General features: G+C 52.8%; 15 protein-coding genes. 14 read left to right on the forward strand and 1 reads right to left on the reverse strand.

Annotated elements, in window-relative coordinates; translation table 11 throughout:
• Nucleotides 1-147 precede the first annotated feature (147 nt).
• The 13 genes from AC6EMZ_RS06135 to AC6EMZ_RS06195 all read left to right on the forward strand — a co-directional run bounded on the left by AC6EMZ_RS06135 (nucleotide 148) and on the right by AC6EMZ_RS06195 (nucleotide 14,189).
• Entirely contained in the window at nucleotides 148-2,526 is a 2,379-nt protein-coding gene (locus tag AC6EMZ_RS06135; RefSeq protein ID WP_498401546.1) for a DMSO/selenate family reductase complex A subunit, read from the forward strand.
• Entirely contained in the window at nucleotides 2,523-3,152 is a 630-nt protein-coding gene (locus AC6EMZ_RS06140) for a DMSO/selenate family reductase complex B subunit (RefSeq protein WP_498401547.1), read from the forward strand. Before AC6EMZ_RS06135 ends, AC6EMZ_RS06140 begins: the two co-directional genes overlap by 4 nt.
• Entirely contained in the window at nucleotides 3,145-3,966 is an 822-nt protein-coding gene (locus AC6EMZ_RS06145; RefSeq protein ID WP_498401548.1) for a dimethyl sulfoxide reductase anchor subunit family protein, read from the forward strand. The genes AC6EMZ_RS06140 and AC6EMZ_RS06145 overlap by 8 nt, the downstream gene beginning before the upstream one ends.
• Nucleotides 3,966-4,826 carry a 4Fe-4S binding protein gene (locus tag AC6EMZ_RS06150; protein WP_498401549.1) on the forward strand — a complete coding sequence of 287 codons (861 nt, stop codon included), beginning with the start codon at nucleotides 3,966-3,968 and terminating at the stop codon, nucleotides 4,824-4,826. The genes AC6EMZ_RS06145 and AC6EMZ_RS06150 overlap by 1 nt, the downstream gene beginning before the upstream one ends.
• Nucleotides 4,827-4,964: 138 nt before the next feature.
• Nucleotides 4,965-5,396 carry a nucleoside-diphosphate kinase gene (gene ndk, locus AC6EMZ_RS06155; protein ID WP_498401550.1) on the forward strand — a complete coding sequence of 144 codons (432 nt, stop codon included), beginning with the start codon at nucleotides 4,965-4,967 and terminating at the stop codon, nucleotides 5,394-5,396.
• A gap of 147 nt (nucleotides 5,397-5,543) precedes the next feature.
• On the forward strand, nucleotides 5,544-6,710 hold the full coding sequence (rlmN, locus tag AC6EMZ_RS06160; RefSeq protein WP_498401551.1) for a dual-specificity RNA methyltransferase RlmN: 1,167 nt from the start codon (nucleotides 5,544-5,546) through the stop codon (nucleotides 6,708-6,710).
• Nucleotides 6,711-7,002: 292 nt separating this feature from the next.
• Nucleotides 7,003-8,007 carry a cytoskeleton protein RodZ gene (rodZ, locus tag AC6EMZ_RS06165; RefSeq protein ID WP_498401553.1) on the forward strand — a complete coding sequence of 335 codons (1,005 nt, stop codon included), beginning with the start codon at nucleotides 7,003-7,005 and terminating at the stop codon, nucleotides 8,005-8,007.
• Between the two features lie 26 nt (nucleotides 8,008-8,033).
• Nucleotides 8,034-9,152, forward strand: coding sequence for a flavodoxin-dependent (E)-4-hydroxy-3-methylbut-2-enyl-diphosphate synthase (ispG, locus tag AC6EMZ_RS06170; RefSeq protein ID WP_498401554.1), 1,119 nt, complete (start codon nucleotides 8,034-8,036; stop codon nucleotides 9,150-9,152).
• A gap of 79 nt (nucleotides 9,153-9,231) precedes the next feature.
• Complete coding sequence (gene hisS / locus AC6EMZ_RS06175) at nucleotides 9,232-10,506, forward strand: histidine--tRNA ligase (RefSeq protein WP_498401555.1); 1,275 nt, start codon at nucleotides 9,232-9,234, stop codon at nucleotides 10,504-10,506.
• Nucleotides 10,507-10,519: 13 nt separating this feature from the next.
• On the forward strand, nucleotides 10,520-11,140 hold the full coding sequence (locus tag AC6EMZ_RS06180) for a YfgM family protein (protein ID WP_498401556.1): 621 nt from the start codon (nucleotides 10,520-10,522) through the stop codon (nucleotides 11,138-11,140).
• Nucleotides 11,141-11,150: 10 nt separating this feature from the next.
• Nucleotides 11,151-12,329, forward strand: a complete 1,179-nt coding sequence (gene bamB / locus AC6EMZ_RS06185) for an outer membrane protein assembly factor BamB (protein ID WP_498401557.1) — start codon at nucleotides 11,151-11,153, stop codon at nucleotides 12,327-12,329.
• Between the two features lie 110 nt (nucleotides 12,330-12,439).
• A complete protein-coding gene (gene der / locus AC6EMZ_RS06190) occupies nucleotides 12,440-13,912 on the forward strand; it encodes a ribosome biogenesis GTPase Der (protein ID WP_498401558.1) in 1,473 nt (490 codons plus the stop codon).
• A gap of 61 nt (nucleotides 13,913-13,973) precedes the next feature.
• Nucleotides 13,974-14,189 (forward strand): zinc ribbon domain-containing protein, encoded by a 216-nt coding sequence (locus AC6EMZ_RS06195; RefSeq protein WP_498401559.1) that lies wholly within the window; start codon nucleotides 13,974-13,976, stop codon nucleotides 14,187-14,189.
• On the opposite strand, the gene xseA is transcribed toward AC6EMZ_RS06195, so the two are convergent.
• Nucleotides 14,186-15,559 carry an exodeoxyribonuclease VII large subunit gene (gene xseA / locus AC6EMZ_RS06200; RefSeq protein WP_498401560.1) on the reverse strand — a complete coding sequence of 458 codons (1,374 nt, stop codon included), beginning with the start codon at nucleotides 15,557-15,559 and terminating at the stop codon, nucleotides 14,186-14,188. The genes AC6EMZ_RS06195 and xseA overlap by 4 nt on opposite strands.
• A 159-nt stretch (nucleotides 15,560-15,718) precedes the next feature.
• Here xseA and guaB point away from each other — a divergent pair, with 159 nt between their 5' ends.
• A complete protein-coding gene (guaB, locus tag AC6EMZ_RS06205) occupies nucleotides 15,719-17,185 on the forward strand; it encodes an IMP dehydrogenase (protein ID WP_498401561.1) in 1,467 nt (488 codons plus the stop codon).
• Nucleotides 17,186-17,223: the final 38 nt, after the last annotated feature.

Below are 17,223 nucleotides of genomic sequence, written 5' to 3' on the forward strand. Positions count from 1 at the left end.
TTGTAATTTATATAATTAATCCGCTTGTGACTGCGAGTGATTATTATTACAAATCCAGTGACGCCATCCTGACAAGTTATATTGATAATCATCAATGTCCCTTCAAATGAAAAAGCGAGAATGCTTTTTTGTTTGAAGGAACGAATAATGAAAGATACAAAAAACCACGGAGATGAGGTTTTATCGTCTGTTTCCCGGCGTCACTTTATTCAGGCAAGCTCCGCATTAATTGCGCTGCCTTTTGTCTCGCTGCCTGTGTGCAGTGAGGCTACGCCAACGTCTATTACTGCGCCAAATATGCCTGAAAAGGTCGTGCAGACGTGCAGCACCTTTGACTGCGGTGGTAAGTGCGATATTCGGGCGCACGTCAGCGACGGAGTGGTCACACGTATTTCCACACGTCCTGATAATGCCCTGGATCCCGACATGCCGGTTATGCGTGCCTGCGTTCGCGGACGAGGCTATCGTAAATTTGTCTATCATCCGGACCGGCTTAAATATCCGATGAAACGTGTTGGCAAGCGCGGAGAAGGAAAGTTTGAACGTATTTCCTGGGATGAAGCCACCACGCTGATTGCGGATAATCTCAAGACATTGACGGCGCAATACGGCGTAGCATCGCGCTATGTTCATGTGGGCACTGCCGTTTCCGGCGGAACCTTTTCCGGCGATATTATGGCCCGTCGTTTGCTGAATTTAACCGGTGGCTATCTTGAGAGCTATCATTCCGTCAGCATGGGCAACACGGCTGCCGCCACGCCTTATACCTACGGCACGGCCGCCAGCGGAAACTCGCTGGATACGTTGCGTGATACCAGGCTAGTTATCCTGTGGGGGCACAACCCAACAGAGACGATTTTTGGCCATAGCAACCATTTCTTCCAGAAAATGAAGCAAAACGGTACCCGCTTTATCGTGGTCGATCCGCGCTATTCCGACACCGTTTCGTCGCTGGCCGATCAGTGGATCCCGCTTCTGCCAACCACCGATAATGCGTTAATGGACGCGATGATGTACGTCATCATCACCGAAAATCTGCATGACAGCCACTTTGTTCAGCGCTATACCCTGGGCTTTGATGAAGCGTCAATGCCTGAAGACGTGCCGACGAATGAATCCCTGATGGCGTATCTGACCGGGGCAAAAGATGGCGTTGCCAAAACGCCGGAATGGGCGGAGAAAATCACCCATGTTCCGGCGCAGACGATTCGCCAACTGGCGCGTGACTACGCGACAACCAAGCCCGCAGCATTAATTCAGGGGTGGGGACCTCAGCGCCATAACTGCGGGGAGCGCACCGCGCGTGGCTCTACGCTGCTGGCAACGATAACCGGAAACGTGGGCAATCATGGTGGCTGGGCGGCAGGCTATGGCGGCTGCGCAAACCGTAAATTTACCGTCGGGCCTGAAATGCCAGACAACGCGGTAAAAGCCAAAATTTCGGTGATGAACTGGATGCAAGCCGCAGACGATGCCGCCAAAGTCACGTCTGAGGATGGGCTAAAAGGCGTTGAAAAGCTGGACAGTAACATTCGCATTCTGTTCTCGCTTGCCGGGAACTACCTGGCGAATCAAAACCCCGATCTCCATCAGGCAACACGGATCCTGGAAGATGAATCAAAGATTCGCTTCATTGTCGCAAGCGATCTCTTTATGACGCCAAGCGCTAAATATGCCGATCTACTGTTGCCGGAAACCAGCTTTATGGAGCGCTGGAACATCGGGGAAACCTGGGGAACGGCAAGTTATCTGATGCTTTCCGAAAAGCTGATCGAGCCTGAGTTTGAACGTCGCTCTGACTATGACTGGCTGCGTGAAGTGGCGAAAAAGCTAGGTATTGAAGCCGAGTTCAGCCAGGGGCGTGATGAGAAAGCCTGGATCGAGCACATCTGGGAGCAGACTCGCTTGTCGATGCCAGATGAAAATCTGCCAGACTTTGCGACGCTGCAAAAGACTCGCCAGCATCTGTTTAAAAGCGCGCCGTTTATCGCCTTTGAAGACAACATTCGCGATCCTGAAAATCATCCTTTCCTGACGCCGTCCGGAAAGATAGAGATTTTCTCGAAGCGTTTGTACGACATGAATCATCCGGAAATACCCGCGCTGTCACACTACGTTCCCGCGCATGAAGGACCGGAAGATGCACTGGCGAAAACCTTCCCGCTTCAGTTGATCACGTGGAAAGGCAAGAACCGCGCAAACTCCACGCAGTATGCCAACCCGTGGCTTCTTGAGGTTCAGGAGCAAAAACTGTGGATCAACCCGCAGGATGCAGAAAGCCGTGGTATTAAACAGGGTGATGCGGTGCGTATTCATAACGAACGCGGCGTGTGCCAAATCCCGGCGGAGGTCACGCCGCGTATTATTCCAGGCGTTGTGGCGATGCAGGCGGGAGCCTGGTGGCAGCCTGATGAACAGGGGGTCGATCGCGGCGGTTGCGCCAATGTGCTGAGCTCTGCTCGTATCACCGCTCTGGCGAAAGGGAATTCACATCAAACCATGCTGGTGGAGGTAGCAAAAGCATGAGCCAATTTAAACAATACCCGGCGGTAAGCGATAAACAGCTGGGCTTCTTTATCGACTCTTCGCGCTGCTCAGGCTGCAAAGCCTGCCAGGTCGCGTGCAAAGATAAAAATAATCTTGAAGTTGGGCGACGTTTTCGCCGTGTTTATGACGTGAGCGGCGGGAGTTTTATTCCTACCGGGCAGGGTGGCGTGAGCAACAACGTGTTTGCCTACACGCTGTCAATCTCATGCAATCACTGCGCGGACCCTATTTGCACCAAAAACTGCCCTACCACGGCGATGCACAAGCGTGCGGGTGACGGCATCGTGCGCGTGGATACCGATAAATGCGTGGGTTGCGGATATTGCGCCTGGTCTTGTCCTTACGGTGCGCCGCAGCTCAATGAGCAGACCGGGCAAATGTCCAAATGTGATTTCTGTGTGGATCTACAGGCCAAAGGGGAGTTGCCCGTCTGCGTAGCGACCTGTCCACTGGATGCCATTAAATTCGGACCGATTGACGAATTGCGTGCCAAATACGGGACGGTATGTGACGTGAAAGGGCTGCCGGATTCATCGATAACCCAGCCCAATCTGGTGATTAAAGCGCATCAGGGCGCAGAGAAAGAGGGGAAACGTCATGCATGAATTACCGCTGCTCGTTTTTACCCTTTTCCTGCAAGGCTCGGTTGGCGTCACGCTCTGGCTGGCGTTTGGACCTAAACCGGAGGTGGGGGCGTTGGTCGTGCGTCAGCGCGTATTTCCGATCGCGGCGACGGCCTTTGTGCTTGCCTGTATCGGTCTGCTCGCGTCAACGCTGCATATGGGCTATCCACTTAATGCCCTTAATGCACTGCGACACGTCTCCAGCTCGTGGCTGAGTCGCGAAATTGTCTTCGCGAGCCTTTATCTGGCGTTTCTTGGGCTTGCTTCACTCTTGCTGCTCGTTAAAAAGCCTGGATGGAAAGCGCTTTTAGTCGTAGCGGCCTTGCTGGGTGCGGTGGATGTATTTTGCATGGCGCAAATCTATATCCATACCTCGGTAGTGACCTGGCAGCATATGAACACGCTAATCCTGTTTTTTGGTTCAGTCGGGATTATCGGTTCGGTGATTATTGCGCTCGCCTACATGAACAACGCACACCTGCGCAAGACGGTGACGCTTCGTGTCGCTGCCGCTGTGGTGATGCTTGTGGTACTGATTCGCCTGATTGTTCAGCCTGTCTGGCTTGCAGATATCGCCGCAACGGATGCTTCAGTCGTGACCTTACCGCACCAACCTTTGTTGATGCTGCAACAGATGCAGAGCTTCCATCTGCTGAGCGTTTGCCTGTCGGTGATGGGGATGTTGGGGTTTGTTCTGGCGATGTTCAGACATAACCGGCTGGGGATTGTGGCGAGCAGTATTGTCCTGGTCATTGGCGAAGTGATGCTGCGCTACGTCTTTTTTAGTATTGGCTAATGGTCAAGCTGACCTTTGACCCTGCGATGGAGGTCACGCAGGAATGCGTCCGTCGCCGCTTTCGCTTCGCTTCTTGTCAGGCCTGCGCGGACGTTTGTCCGGCGCAGGCCTTGACGTCTTCGCAAGGGGGGATCTTGCCCGATGCCACGCGCTGCATTCAGTGCGGCAATTGTCTGTTCGTTTGCCCGACGAAAGCGATTGCTGGCGTAACGCCCAATACGCGGCACTACTGCGGCGATACGTTGGTCGGGCCTTTCTCACCCTATGCGCCAACCGTCAATGAACTGCTCATCTGGCACCGCGAGTATGGGATCCGCTTTATCGCTATAGCGCTTGAGCAATACGAGAGTTGGGCGCTGTCCATCGCGCGCCTCAACCTTGTGCTAAAGCAGTGTGGCGAGCCAATCTGGAAGGTTAAGTCGCCTGAGGCAAAAGCCATTAACATTGCCCGACGCAGCTTGTTTCACGTGCCACAAGATAATGTTGAGACCGCGGCTGTCCGTCCGGGCTTGCGATACCTGCGCCAACTGTTCAGGGAGCAAAGCGAGATAACGCCAACGATAGATTCGTCGCTCTGCGTGATGTGCAGCGCCTGCTGGCGAGCCTGTCCGGAAAAAGCGATCCGCTTTGAAAACGGCGAAATCATTCTGGAATCTGCGCGTTGTACGGGCTGTGGCAGCTGCGAGGCGGTATGTCAGCATCGGTCGATAACGCTGGATAAAACGAGGAGGCCCGCGCAGGTTAAACGAATAACCGCCTGTGCCCGGGAGTGCTTGTCATGCCATCGCGAATTTTGGGCATTTGACGCGCAAGCGTCGCATTGTTCCCTTTGTCAAAATCACCTGTATGGAATGCGTTGATGAATTCTGTTGCTAATACTCGTCTTATTTTAAAAAAATGTTACCTGCATCCATAGGCAATAACGACATTGCTCATTATAATCCGCGCCACACCATACTGCGGTATGCAAAACAACAGAACACATTACAGAGGTAAACATGACTATTGAACGTACTTTTTCCATCATCAAACCAAACGCGGTGGCAAAAAACGTTATTGGCAACATCTTTGCTCGCTTTGAATCTGCAGGGTTCAAAATTGTTGGCACCAAAATGTTGCACCTGACCGTTGAGCAGGCTCGTGGTTTCTATGCTGAACATGACGGCAAGCCTTTCTTTGATGGTCTGGTTGAGTTCATGACCTCTGGTCCAATCGTGGTTTCTGTGCTGGAAAGCGAAAACGCGGTACAGCGTCACCGCGATCTGATGGGTGCCACTAACCCAGCTAACGCACTGGCAGGTACTCTGCGCGCTGATTACGCTGACAGCTTCACAGAGAACGGCACCCACGGTTCCGATTCTGTAGAATCTGCTGCTCGCGAAATTGCTTACTTCTTCGCTGAAGGCGAAGTGTGCGCTCGCACGCGTTAATAATTTCGTAAATGCCGCGTGCAAACGTGGCATCCCTGCGCCAGAATTTGTACAATGCAACGCCCCGGAAGAGCAGAACGCTTGCCGGGGCGTTTCTTTTCAACCCTCCACGGGCCATAACGTGTAACAACGAGGCCGGAAAATATTATGTCTGAATTAGTTAATACCTCCGAAGTTGTCATTGCTGCTGCTCCCACTAAAAATGGAAAAATCAACCTGTTGGATTTGAATCGTCAGCAGATGCGTGAGTTTTTCAAAGATATGGGCGAAAAGCCGTTTCGTGCCGATCAGGTGATGAAATGGATGTACCACTATTGCAGCGACAGCTTTGATGACATGACTGACATCAACAAAGTGCTGCGAAACAAACTGAAAGAAGTCGCCGAGATCCGCGCGCCTGAAGTGGTGGAAGAGCAGCGCTCAGCCGATGGCACTATCAAATGGGCAATCGCTGTTGGCGATCAGCGCGTCGAAACCGTGTACATCCCGGAAGAAGACCGCGCGACGCTGTGCGTTTCTTCTCAGGTAGGTTGCGCACTGGAGTGCAAATTCTGTTCGACTGCGCAACAGGGCTTTAACCGTAACCTGCGCGTGTCTGAAATTATCGGCCAGGTATGGCGTGCAGCGAAAATTGTTGGTGCAGCAAAAATCACGGGTACTCGTCCTATCACCAACGTGGTGATGATGGGGATGGGTGAACCTTTGCTGAACTTGACCAACGTGGTGCCAGCGATGGAAATCATGCTGGACGATTTCGGCTTTGGCCTGTCTAAGCGTCGCGTCACGCTCTCCACCTCCGGCGTTGTTCCTGCACTGGATAAACTGGGCGATATGATTGACGTTGCGCTGGCCATCTCTTTGCATGCGCCAAACGACGAAATTCGTGACGAAATTGTACCTATCAATAAAAAGTACAATATCGAAACCTTCCTTGCTGCGGTCCGTCGCTATCTTGAAAAATCCAACGCCAATCAGGGCCGAGTGACGATTGAGTACGTCATGCTGGATCACATCAACGATGAAACCGATCATGCGCATCAGCTGGCAGACCTGCTGAAAGATACGCCATGCAAGATTAATCTGATTCCATGGAACCCGTTCCCCGGCGCGCCGTATGGCCGTAGCTCTAACAGCCGTATCGACCGTTTCTCCAAGGTGTTGATGGACTATGGTTTTACAACCATTGTGCGTAAAACCCGTGGCGACGATATCGATGCAGCCTGTGGACAGCTGGCGGGAGAGGTCATCGATCGTACCAAACGTACGCTGCGCAAGCGCATGCAGGGCGAGACGATCGAGGTTAAAGCGGTTTAATCAAGATGCAGTCACGGCGCGGTTAGGTGCCGTGACTTATAATCTTACTGAATAATTAATCAACTTCATTATGAATGATTAATAATTACGGTGCGTTTCTTACGACTTTAAGGCAGTATGTAACGTCGTAACAATAGTTTAGCCTCGTGAGCATGGATGCACTGTCATCTAAGGCCTGACAGCCTTATACTGTCGGTCTATTGGCTAACTGACCAGAAGTTTCGCGGTGCGGGTGGCATTGTGACTGACCGGCACCTGAACCCTAATTTACACGTACCAGTAGTTGTAGCGAATGAATACTGAAGCCACTCACGATCAAAATGAAGCACTCTCCACAGGCGTACGTCTTCGCAACGCCCGTGAACAACTCGGACTCAGCCAGCAAGCTGTTGCAGAACGCTTGTGCCTGAAAGTCTCCACGGTTCGCAACATTGAAGAAGATAAGGCTCCTGCCGACCTTGCTTCAACGTTCTTGCGTGGGTATATCCGCTCTTATGCAAAATTGGTGCGAATCCCTGAAGAAGAACTGTTGCCGATGATGGAAAAACAGGCACCGATTCGGGCTGCAAAAGTTGCACCGATGCAAACATTCTCTTTAGGTAAGCGCCGTAAAAAACGCGATGGTTGGCTGATGAGCTTTACCTGGCTGGTGCTGTTTGTGGTGATTGGTCTGACGGGCGCATGGTGGTGGCAAAACCACAAAGCGCAGCAGGAAGAGATCACGACGATGGCCGATCAGTCCTCCGCCGAGCTCAATAATTCCGGTAACGACGGCGCGCAAAGCGTGCCGTTGAATACGGATAGCGCTGGAACGTCAAGCGATCCGCAAACTGCTGCAGCGGATCCGCAGGTCGTTGAGCCTGCGCCGATGCAGGAATCAGCCGCTACACCGGACCAGACCCAAACCACTGCGCAAAACGCAGTGGTTTCACCTTCTCAGGCAAATGTTGATACCGCACCTGTGGCGACACTGTCTACAGGGACGACTCAACCCTTACCGACCGATCAAGCTGGCATCGCGGCAACACCCGCAGATTCCAATGCATTGGTGATGAATTTCTCTGCCGATTGCTGGTTAGAAGTGACTGACGCGACAGGTAAAAAGCTATTCAGTGGCCTGCAACGTAAAGATGGCACGTTAAATCTAACGGGTCAGGCACCTTATAAGCTTAAAATTGGCGCTCCGGCTGCGGTGCAGATCCAGTATCAAGGAAAACCTGTCGATCTGAGCCGTTTTATCAGAACTAACCAGGTTGCGCGTCTTACCGTTAATGCCGAACAATCAGCAGCACAGTAACAGGCGAGTAACGCGGGAGACTTTTCATGCATAATCAGGCTCCGATTCAACGTAGAAAATCAAAACGGATTTACGTTGGGAATGTGCCGATTGGCGATGGTGCACCTATCGCCGTCCAGTCGATGACCAACACCCGAACCACGGATGTTGAAGCGACGGTCAATCAAATCAAAGCATTAGAGCGTGTGGGCGCGGACATTGTTCGCATCTCCGTGCCGACAATGGATGCCGCTGAGGCGTTCAAACTCATCAAACAGCAGGTCAACGTTCCGCTGGTTGCCGATATCCACTTTGACTATCGCATTGCGCTCAAAGTTGCGGAGTATGGCGTTGATTGCCTGCGTATTAACCCGGGTAACATTGGCAGCGAAGAGCGTATCCGCGCCGTAGTCGATTGCGCCCGCGATAAAAACATTCCTATCCGTATCGGCGTCAACGCCGGGTCGCTGGAAAAAGATCTCCAGGAAAAATATGGCGAACCTACGCCGCAGGCTCTGCTGGAATCTGCGATGCGCCATGTCGATCATCTTGATCGTCTCAACTTCGATCAGTTCAAAGTCAGCGTAAAAGCCTCTGATGTGTTCCTGGCCGTCGAATCCTATCGCTTGCTGGCAAAACAGATTGAACAGCCGCTGCATCTTGGGATTACCGAAGCTGGCGGTATGCGCAGCGGTTCCGTTAAATCGGCGATTGGTTTGGGGCTGCTGCTTTCCGAAGGTATTGGTGACACATTGCGTGTTTCGCTGGCAGCGGATCCGGTCGAAGAGATCAAAGTCGGTTTCGACATACTGAAATCGTTACGTATCCGCGCTCGTGGTATCAACTTCATCGCTTGCCCAACCTGTTCTCGTCAGGAGTTTGACGTCATCGGTACGGTCAACGCGTTAGAGCAACGTCTCGAAGATCTGATAACCCCGATGGATATCTCTATTATTGGTTGTGTTGTGAACGGTCCGGGCGAAGCGCTGGTGTCAACCCTTGGGGTGACCGGTGGTAACAAGAAAAGTGGTCTCTATGAAGATGGCATTCGTAAAGATCGTCTGGATAATAACAACATGATCGACCAGCTTGAAGCGCGCATCCGCGCCAAAGCCACGATGCTGGATGAAGCACAGCGAATCAGCATTCAGCAGGTTGAAAAATAACGTGATGGGAAGCCTTGTGCTTCCCGTGTATGATTGAGCCCGTTCTTCGGGTTTTTTTGTAAATAGAAAGAGAATAAACGTGGCAAAAAACATTCAAGCCATCCGCGGCATGAACGATTATCTGCCTGGCGAAACCGCCATCTGGCAGCGCATTGAAGGCACTCTGAAACAGGTGCTCGGCAGCTACGGTTATAGCGAAATCCGTTTGCCGATTGTAGAGCAGACCCCGTTATTTAAACGCGCGATCGGCGAAGTGACCGACGTCGTTGAAAAAGAGATGTACACCTTTGAGGACCGCAACGGCGATAGCCTGACTCTGCGCCCTGAAGGTACGGCAGGCTGCGTTCGCGCCGGCATCGAACATGGTCTCCTGTACAATCAGGAGCAGCGCCTGTGGTATATCGGCCCGATGTTCCGCCACGAACGTCCGCAGAAAGGTCGTTATCGCCAGTTCAATCAGTTGGGTGTCGAAGTCTTTGGTCTGCAAGGCCCGGACATTGACGCTGAACTTATCATGCTGACCGCGCGCTGGTGGCGTGAACTGGGTATTACTGAACATGTCGCGCTAGAGCTGAACTCCATTGGTTCTCTTGAAGCTCGTGCGAACTACCGCGATGCGCTGGTGGCATTCCTGGAACAGCATCAGGAAAAGCTGGACGAAGACAGCAAACGCCGTATGTACAGCAACCCGCTGCGTGTTCTGGATTCTAAGAATCCTGATGTGCAAGTGCTTCTGAACGATGCTCCTGCGTTGGGTGACTATCTTGATGAAGAGTCCCGCGAGCATTTCGCGGGTCTGTGTCAATTGCTCGAAGCCGCAGGCATTGCTTATACCGTTAATCAGCGTCTGGTTCGCGGTCTGGATTACTACAACCGCACCGTGTTTGAGTGGGTAACCACCAGTCTCGGCTCTCAGGGCACCGTCTGTGCTGGCGGTCGTTACGACGGTCTGGTTGAGCAACTTGGCGGTCGTGCCGCTCCTGCGGTAGGCTTTGCGATGGGTCTTGAACGACTCGTTTTGCTGGTTCAGGCCGTTAATCCGGAATTTAAAGCAGATTCAGTTGTCGATATATACCTGGTGGCCTCAGGTGCGGATACGCAATCTGCGGCAATGCAGTTTGCCGAACGTGTGCGCGATGCGCTTCCGGGCGTCAAACTGATGACCAACCATGGTGGCGGCAACTTTAAAAAACAATTTGCCCGTGCTGATAAATGGGGCGCAAGTATTGCACTGGTGCTGGGTGAGTCCGAAGTGGCTGCTGGCGAAGTCGTGGTAAAAGACTTGCGTTCTGGTGAGCAAACAACGGTAACGCAGGACGGCGTTGCGGCGCACTTGCGCACTTTACTGGGCTAAGGGGAAGAACAGCGTGGAAATGTACGAGAACGAAAACGACCAAGTTGATGCGGTCAAACGCTTCTTTGCTGAAAACGGCAAAGCCCTGGCTGTTGGGGTTATTTTAGGTGTGGGGGCGCTGATGGGCTGGCGCTACTGGAACAGCCATCAGGCTGATTCCGCGCGTGGTGCTTCTCTGACTTATGAAAATACGGTCAGCGCAATTCGTGCCGATCAGCCACAAACGCTGGCGGCGGCTCAGAAATTTGCGGCCGACAACAAAAATACTTATGGCGCACTGGCGTCGCTTGAAGTTGCTCAGCAATTTGTTGATAAGAACGAACTGGACAAAGCGGCTGCACAGCTTCAACAGGGTCTTTCTGCTGCAAGCGATGACAACCTGAAAGCCGTCATTAACCTGCGTCTGGCCCGTATTCTGGTTCAGCAAAATAAAGCAGATGACGCGCTGAAAACGCTCGACACCATTAAAGGCGAAGGCTTTACGGCCATTGTTGCCGATCTGCGCGGTGAAGCACTGCTCAGCAAAGGCGACAAACAAGGCGCGCGCAGTGCATGGGAAGCGGGTGTGAAAAGCAACGCCTCACCTGCGTTGAGCGAAATGATGCAGATGAAAATAAATAATTTGTCCGTCTGAGAGGGACCCGATGCAATTGCGTAAATTACTTCTGCCAGGACTGCTTTCTGTTACGTTATTGAGTGGTTGTTCACTGTTCAGTGGCGAAGAAGATGTTGTAAAAATGTCCCCGCTGCCGACGGTTGAAAACCAATTTAGCCCGTCAACGGCGTGGAGTTCATCAGTAGGTAGCGGGATTGGCGATTTTTATTCCAACCTGCACCCAGCTTACGCTGATAGCGTGGTTTACGCGGCAGACCGTAAAGGTACCGTTCGCGCGTTCAACGCAGATGATGGCAAAGAAGTCTGGTCTGTGAATCTGGCTGAAAAAGACGGCTGGTTCTCTCGTTCACCAGCACTGCTCTCTGGTGGCGTGACCGTCGCGGGTGGGCATGTGTACATCGGTAGCGAAAAAGCACAGGTTTATGCCCTGAACAGCAGTGACGGTTCTATTGCATGGCAAACCCGCGTAGCGGGTGAAGCACTGTCTCGTCCGGTTGTCAGTGACGGCATGGTTCTGATCCACACCAGCAACGGCCAGCTGCAGGCACTGAATGAAGCTGACGGCCTGGTGAAATGGACCGTGAACCTGGATATGCCTTCACTGTCCCTGCGTGGCGAATCTGCACCGGCTACGGCTTTTGGTGCGGCAATTGTTGGCGGTGATAACGGTCGCGTGAACGCCGTGTTGATGCAACAAGGCCAGCTGATTTGGCAGCAACGTATTTCTCAGGCTACGGGTTCGACTGAAATCGACCGCTTGAGTGACGTAGACACCACGCCGGTAATCGTTGATGGCGTAGTCTATGCGCTGGCCTACAACGGTAATCTGACAGCGATGGATCTGCGTAGCGGTCAGGTCATGTGGAAACGTGAACTGGGTTCCGTGAACGATTTCATTGTCGAAGGCAATCGTATTTATATGGTCGATCAAAACGACCGCTTGTTGGCTCTTAACACCGATGGTGGGGTCACGCTGTGGACGCAAAGCGATCTGCTTCACCGTCTGCTGACGGCTCCTGCGCTGTATAACGGCAGCCTGGTTGTGGGCGATAGCGAAGGCTATATGCACTGGATTGACCCAGAGACCGGTCGCTTCGTTGCACAGGATAAAGTCGATAGCTCAGGCTTCCTGACCGATCCTGTTGTCGCGGACGGCAAGCTGCTGATTCAGGCAAAAGACGGTACGCTGTACGCAATCACGCGTTAATCGTAGCGTTTGTAGTATAATAAACGGCTCCTGTTAACTCAGGAGCCGTTTTACTGTTTTTATAAACGTCGCAAAAGCGACGTTATTTTGAATTTTATGAGGCTTCAAACATGGTACCTGTGGTCGCGCTTGTCGGGCGCCCGAACGTTGGAAAATCCACTCTGTTTAACCGTTTAACACGCACCCGTGATGCGCTGGTTGCGGATTTCCCGGGGCTGACTCGTGACCGTAAGTACGGTCGTGCTGAAGTGGAAGGACGAGAGTTTATCTGTATCGATACCGGCGGTATCGATGGTACGGAAGATGGTGTCGAGACGCGCATGGCAGAACAATCTCTGCTGGCGATCGAAGAAGCAGATATTGTGCTGTTTATGGTGGATGCCCGCGCGGGTCTCATGCCAGCCGATACTGCTATCGCAAAACACCTTCGTTCCCGTGAAAAGCCAACCTTCCTGGTGGCAAACAAAACTGACGGAATTGATGCCGATCAGGCCGTGGCTGATTTCTGGGCTTTAGGCCTGGGCGAAATCTATCCGATCGCGGCTTCTCACGGTCGTGGCGTCACCAGCCTGCTCGAAACCGTTCTGATGCCGTGGGTTGATGAAATCAACCCACCGGAAGAAATCGACGAAGACGCCGCGTATTGGGCACAGTTTGAAGCGGCTGCCGCTGGTGAAGAAGAACCAGAAGATGATTTTAACCCTCAGGATCTGCCGATTAAACTGGCGATCGTGGGTCGTCCTAACGTGGGCAAGTCTACGCTGACCAACCGTATTCTCGGCGAAGATCGTGTCGTCGTTTACGACATGCCGGGCACCACGCGAGACAGCATCTATATTCCGATGCAGCGTGACGAGCGCGAATATGTACTGATCGACACCGCTGGTGTGCGTAAACGTGGGAAAATCACCGATGTGGTGGAAAAATTCTCCGTTATCAAAACGCTGCAAGCGATTGAAGATGCCAACGTGGTCATGCTGGTTATTGACGCTCGAGAAGGTATCTCCGATCAGGATCTGTCACTGCTTGGTTTTATCCTTAATAGCGGACGTTCACTGGTCATCGTCGTTAACAAATGGGACGGCCTGAGCAACGAAGTGCGCGAGCAAGTGAAAGAGATGCTGGACTTCCGTCTGGGCTTTATCGACTTTGCACGCGTGCACTTTATCTCGGCTCTGCACGGCAGCGGCGTGGGTAACCTGTTCGAATCCGTGCGTGAGGCTTACGACAGCTCCACTCGTCGTCAGAGCACCGCGATGCTCACCCGTATCATGGCCATGGCATCAGAAGACCACCAGCCACCGCTGGTGCGCGGTCGCCGCGTGAAGCTGAAATATGCGCATGCCGGTGGTTATAACCCGCCAATCGTCGTGATTCACGGCAATCAGGTCAAAGATTTGCCTGATTCCTACAAGCGTTATTTGATGAACTACTTCCGCAAATCGCTGGACGTAATGGGTACACCTATTCGTATCCAGTTCAAGGAAGGGGAAAACCCGTTTGCCGACAAGCGTAACACCTTAACGCCGAACCAGATGCGCAAACGTAAGCGTTTGATTAAACACATCAAAAAAGGTAAGTAATCACGTTAACTGACCCTTCTCGATACTGGGGCGGGTCAGTTGAAGGTCTGCGAGGTAAGTTATGGAAGTGAATTGCCCCACCTGCCACAACCCGCTTGAGCTCAATGGGCTTTCAGCGCATTGCGACACCTGCGATCAGGAAATGGCGTTCGAGGCACTTTGCCCGGAGTGTCATAAGCCAGTTGAGGTGTTAAAAGCCTGCGGGGCGGTTGATTATTTCTGCCAGAACGGCCACGGTTTGATCTCTAAAAAACGCGTTGAATTAAAGCCGGTTTAAACCGGCTTTTTCTTGCGTGTTTTTTTAGCCAGCGTAACGCCTTTCACTTCGCTTTCTACCCATCCGTCTGCCAGACGGGTCGTGAGTACATCCCCAGTTTTAACCTGTTGAGTCTGCTTAAGCACTTTGCCAGCGGTATCCGTTGTCACGCTATAACCTCGCGCCAGCGTGGAGAGCGGGCTAACGGCTTCGAGATGGGTAACGGCATTGCCGAACCGTTCACGCGTGGTGCTCAAACGCGCACGCAGGTTGTCGGCCAGACGATATTCAAGCTGCTGAATGCGGGTCTGGGCGCGATAGATCCTTGGCTGCGGGTTTTGTTGGTTCAAACGCTGAACGCTGCGCTGCTGGCGGGAAACGGCACGTTTGAGCTGATTATTCAGCGCAAAATTCATTCGCTGACGCAGGCGGTCCAGTACAGTTTGCTGGCGCGCAAGGCGCAACTGTGGATGCTGCTGTTGCAGGCGATGATTAAGCTGGGTAAAGCGGCGATGACGGTTCGCCAGGAAATAGTCCATTGCCATTTCGAGGCGTTGCTGTCCGTTCTGGATCTGGCGCAGCAGTTCAAGCTGATTACGACTGACTACCTCGGCGGCGGCCGACGGGGTCGGGGCGCGCAAGTCCGATACAAAATCGGCAATCGTTACGTCAGTTTCGTGCCCCACTGCGCTCACAACAGGGATAAGGCTGTCAAAAATCGCTCGTGCCACACGCTCGTCGTTAAAACTCCACAGATCTTCCAGGGAACCGCCACCGCGTCCAACAATGAGGACGTCACACTCTTTACGTGCGTTTGCCCGTTCTATGGCCCTGACAATCTGACCTGGCGCATCGTCTCCCTGAACCGCGGTCGGATAGATGATGACGGGCAGGGAAGGGTCACGACGTTGCAACACATGCAGGATATCATGCAGTGCTGCACCGGTTTTCGAGGTGATAACACCGACGCAATGCGCCGGAGAGGGAAGCGCCTTTTTAAACTGCTGATCGAACAGACCTTCTGCCGCCAGCTTCGCTTTCAACTGCTCATATTTTTGCTGGAGCAAGCCTTCGCCCGCAGGCTGCATGCTTTCGACGATGATTTGATAATCACCGCGTGGTTCATACAGAGTTATATTGGCGCGAACCAGAACCTGCTGGCCATGCTGGGGCCGAAACGTCACCCGTCGATTGCTGTTGCGAAACATCGCACAGCGAACCTGAGCATTGTCATCTTTTAGCGTAAAATACCAATGCCCGGATGACGGCTGTGTAAAATTAGAAATCTCACCGCTGATCCAAACCTGTCCCATTTCCTGCTCAAGCAGCAAACGAACCGATTGATTAAGGCGGCTAACGGTAAAAATTGAGGGAGTCTGAGAGGATAACATGTGAGCGAGATCAAATTTTAAATCAGCAGGTTATTCAGTCGATAGTAACCCGCTGAGACACGATCGCAAGCATTTTTTATAAAAAAGTGTAGATGCAATCGGTTACGCTCTGTATAATGCCACGGCAATATTTAACCCCCCAGGTCAGAGATATTGCCCATGCTACGTATTGCTAAAGAAGCACTGACGTTTGACGACGTCCTCCTCGTTCCCGCTCATTCCACCGTTCTGCCGAATACTGCCGATCTCAGCACGCAGTTGACTAAAACCATTCGCCTGAACATTCCTATGCTCTCTGCTGCAATGGACACCGTGACTGAAGCGCGCCTGGCTATCGCCCTGGCACAGGAAGGTGGCATCGGCTTTATTCACAAGAACATGTCTATCGAACGCCAGGCAGAAGAAGTGCGCCGCGTGAAGAAGCATGAGTCCGGTATCGTGTCTGACCCACAGTCTGTTCTGCCAACGACCACCCTGCATGAAGTCAAAGCGCTGACCGAGCGTAACGGCTTTGCGGGCTACCCGGTAGTGACTGAAGATTATGAACTGGTGGGTATCATCACCGGTCGTGACGTGCGTTTCGTCACCGACCTGAACCAGCCTGTTAGCGTGTACATGACGCCGAAAGAGCGCCTGGTTACCGTGCGCGAAGGCGAAACCCGCGACGTTGTGCTGGCTAAAATGCACGAAAAACGCGTTGAGAAGGCGCTGGTCGTTGACGACAGCTTCCATCTGCGCGGCATGATCACCGTGAAAGACTTCCAGAAAGCAGAACGTAAACCAAACGCCTGTAAGGACGAGCATGGCCGTCTGCGCGTTGGCGCGGCGGTTGGCGCAGGCGCTGGCAACGAAGAGCGTGTTGATGCGCTGGTTGCTGCGGGCGTTGACGTGCTGCTTATTGACTCCTCTCACGGTCATTCCGAAGGCGTTCTGCAACGTATTCGTGAAACTCGTGCAAAATATCCTGACCTGCAAATCATCGGCGGCAACGTGGCGACCGGTGCTGGTGCGCGTGCACTGGCAGAAGCCGGTTGCAGCGCAGTTAAAGTGGGCATCGGTCCTGGCTCTATCTGTACGACCCGTATCGTCACTGGCGTAGGTGTTCCGCAGATCACCGCGGTTTCTGACGCGGTAGAAGCGCTTGAAGGCACCGGTATTCCTGTTATTGCCGATGGCGGTATCCGCTTCTCAGGCGATATTGCCAAAGCCATCGCGGCCGGTGCGGCTGTGGTAATGGTTGGCTCTATGCTGGCTGGTACCGAGGAATCCCCAGGCGAAATCGAACTGTTCCAGGGGCGTTCTTATAAATCCTATCGTGGCATGGGATCACTGGGCGCGATGTCCAAAGGTTCCTCAGACCGTTACTTCCAGACCGATAATGCCGCTGACAAACTGGTACCGGAAGGTATCGAAGGTCGCGTGGCGTATAAAGGCCATCTGAAAGAGATTATCCACCAGCAGATGGGCGGCCTGCGTTCCTGTATGGGGCTGACCGGCTGTGGTACCATCGATCTGCTGCGCACTAAAGCGGAATTCGTACGTATCAGCGGTGCGGGCATCCAGGAAAGCCACGTTCATGACGTGACCATCACCAAAGAGTCCCCGAACTACCGTTTAGGCTCCTGATAAGTTTCCGCGCCCGGCTTGATGCCGGGCGCTTTGTT

It is taken from the genome of Enterobacter sp. SCRI0065, from assembly GCF_059766475.1.